General features: G+C 67.3%; 2 protein-coding genes and 1 pseudogene (1 of these 3 only partly in view). 1 reads left to right on the top strand and 2 read right to left on the bottom strand.

What is annotated here, in order from left to right:
- Nucleotides 1–101: pseudogene (locus ACFE99_RS24990) on the top strand (lysostaphin resistance A-like protein) (it extends 671 nt beyond the left edge of the window).
- On the opposite strand, the gene ACFE99_RS24985 reads toward ACFE99_RS24990, so the two are convergent.
- Both ACFE99_RS24985 and ACFE99_RS24980 read right to left on the bottom strand, forming a co-directional pair.
- Entirely contained in the window at nt 98–1,126 is a 1,029-nt protein-coding gene (locus ACFE99_RS24985; protein ID WP_375489550.1) for a zinc-binding alcohol dehydrogenase family protein, read from the bottom strand. The pseudogene ACFE99_RS24990 and the gene ACFE99_RS24985 overlap by 4 nt on opposite strands.
- Before the next feature lie 64 nt (nt 1,127–1,190).
- Entirely contained in the window at nt 1,191–1,469 is a 279-nt protein-coding gene (locus ACFE99_RS24980; protein WP_375489548.1) for a GlsB/YeaQ/YmgE family stress response membrane protein, read from the bottom strand.
- Nucleotides 1,470–1,638 lie beyond the last annotated feature (169 nt).

The following is a 1,638-nucleotide window of genomic DNA, read 5'->3' as shown; positions in this document are numbered from 1 at the left end:
GCCGCCGCAGCGGCAGCTTGATCGCACCGATCGCTCTGCACTGGTCCTGCAACGGATTAGGCGCCTTGGCCGCCGCCTTGGTCTGGCATCTATCCAGCTAGACGAGCAAGACCGCGGCGCCGGCGATGCGGCCGGCGCTGAGGTCCGAGAGCGCTCGATCTGCTTGTGCCAGCGGATATTCCGGCGTGGTCACCGTGATGTGATGGTGTCCCGCGAAATCGAGGAAGGCGCGTGCGTCCGCGCGGGTGTTGGACGTGACGGAACGGACCTGGCGCTCCTGGAACAAGTGGCGCTGGTAGTTGAGCGCGGGGATGTCGCTGAGGTGGATGCCGGCGATCGCCAGTGTGCCGCCGCGATCCAATGCCGCCAGGGCCGGCAGCACCAGATCGCCGACCGGTGCGAACAGGATCGCGGCGTCCAGCGGCACAGGTGGCGGGTCGGCAGCGTCTTGCGCGGATGCGGCGCCCAACCCCAGCGCCAGTTCCCTGGCCGCCGCGCCGCGCGTCATCACATGTACTTCGGCGCCCTGCGCCAGCGCCACCTGGGCGGTGATGTGGGCGCTGCCGCCGAAGCCGTAGAGGCCGAGCCGGCCACCGGGCGGCAGCTCGGCTCGCAGCAGTGCGCGATAGCCGATGATGCCGGCACACAACAGCGGTGCAAGCTCGCTGTTGCTGTAGCCGCGCGGCAGCGGGTGAGCGTAAGCGGCTGGAACAGTGGCGAATTCGGCGTAACCACCGTCGGCGTCCCAGCCGGTGTAGCGCGACTCCGGGCACAAGTTCTCGTTGCCCCGGCGACAGTACTTGCACACCCCGCAGGTGTGACGCAGCCAAGCGATACCGACCCGATCCCCCACTGCGAATGTGTCGCCGGCGTCCGGACCGACCTCGATAACCTCGCCCACTACCTCATGGCCCGGCGTCACGTGCTCGCGGTGCACGGGCAGGTCACCCTCGGCGACGTGTAGGTCGGTACGGCAGACGCCGCACGCGTGCACGGCCACCAACAACTCCGTCGGCCCTGGACGTGGCACCTCGGTGGTAATGCGCTCCAGCGGGTGGGTTTCCATCGGCCCGGGACGACGGACCCGCCAGGCGCTCATTGTCGTTGTGGTGGGCGCTGACGCCATCACTCCATGATGCCGCGACCCGCCGATCACCCGAGGGGTCAGCGGCGCACGACTTTCGCTGCTGCTACAAGGTTCGGGTGCGCGACGTGACGGCCTTATAGATCAGCAACAAGATCACCGCGCCGACCAGCGCACCTAAGAACGAGTGCTTGATCGGCGGGTGAATGTCGAACTGGTGTGGCGGAAAAACCATGCTGCCCAGCGTCCCGCCGACGTAGCTTCCGGCGATGCCGAGCAGTGCCGTTGCGATCCACCCCATGGGCTGCCTGCCCGGCACGATGAGTCGCGCGATCGCGCCGACGACAAGGCCAAGGATGATCATCCAAATGATGTGCAAGACCACGACCCGCTCCTTCACTGGTAGCCAGCCCGCGGAGCTTAGCCCGATGCGGGCACCGCGTTCGATATACCGCGTCAGCGTAACGATTCCGGCGCCGACGCGGGTGCGGTCGGTTTAACTGCAACCCAAATGTCGGGGGCGATGACGGCGCAGTGGCCGCTCAGGTGGAAAG

This window comes from uncultured Mycobacterium sp. (genome assembly GCF_964249325.1).
Classification (GTDB): domain Bacteria; phylum Actinomycetota; class Actinomycetes; order Mycobacteriales; family Mycobacteriaceae; genus Mycobacterium.
The sequence above is the reverse complement of the archived record's forward strand: the minus strand, read 5'-3'. Positions and strand labels throughout refer to the sequence as shown.

What these genes read in the sequence shown, in the direction of transcription:
- ACFE99_RS24985 (WP_375489550.1), bottom strand. Translation starts at nt 1,126, where the DNA reads ATGGCGTCAGCGCCCACCACAACGACAATGAGCGCCTGGCGGGTCCGT.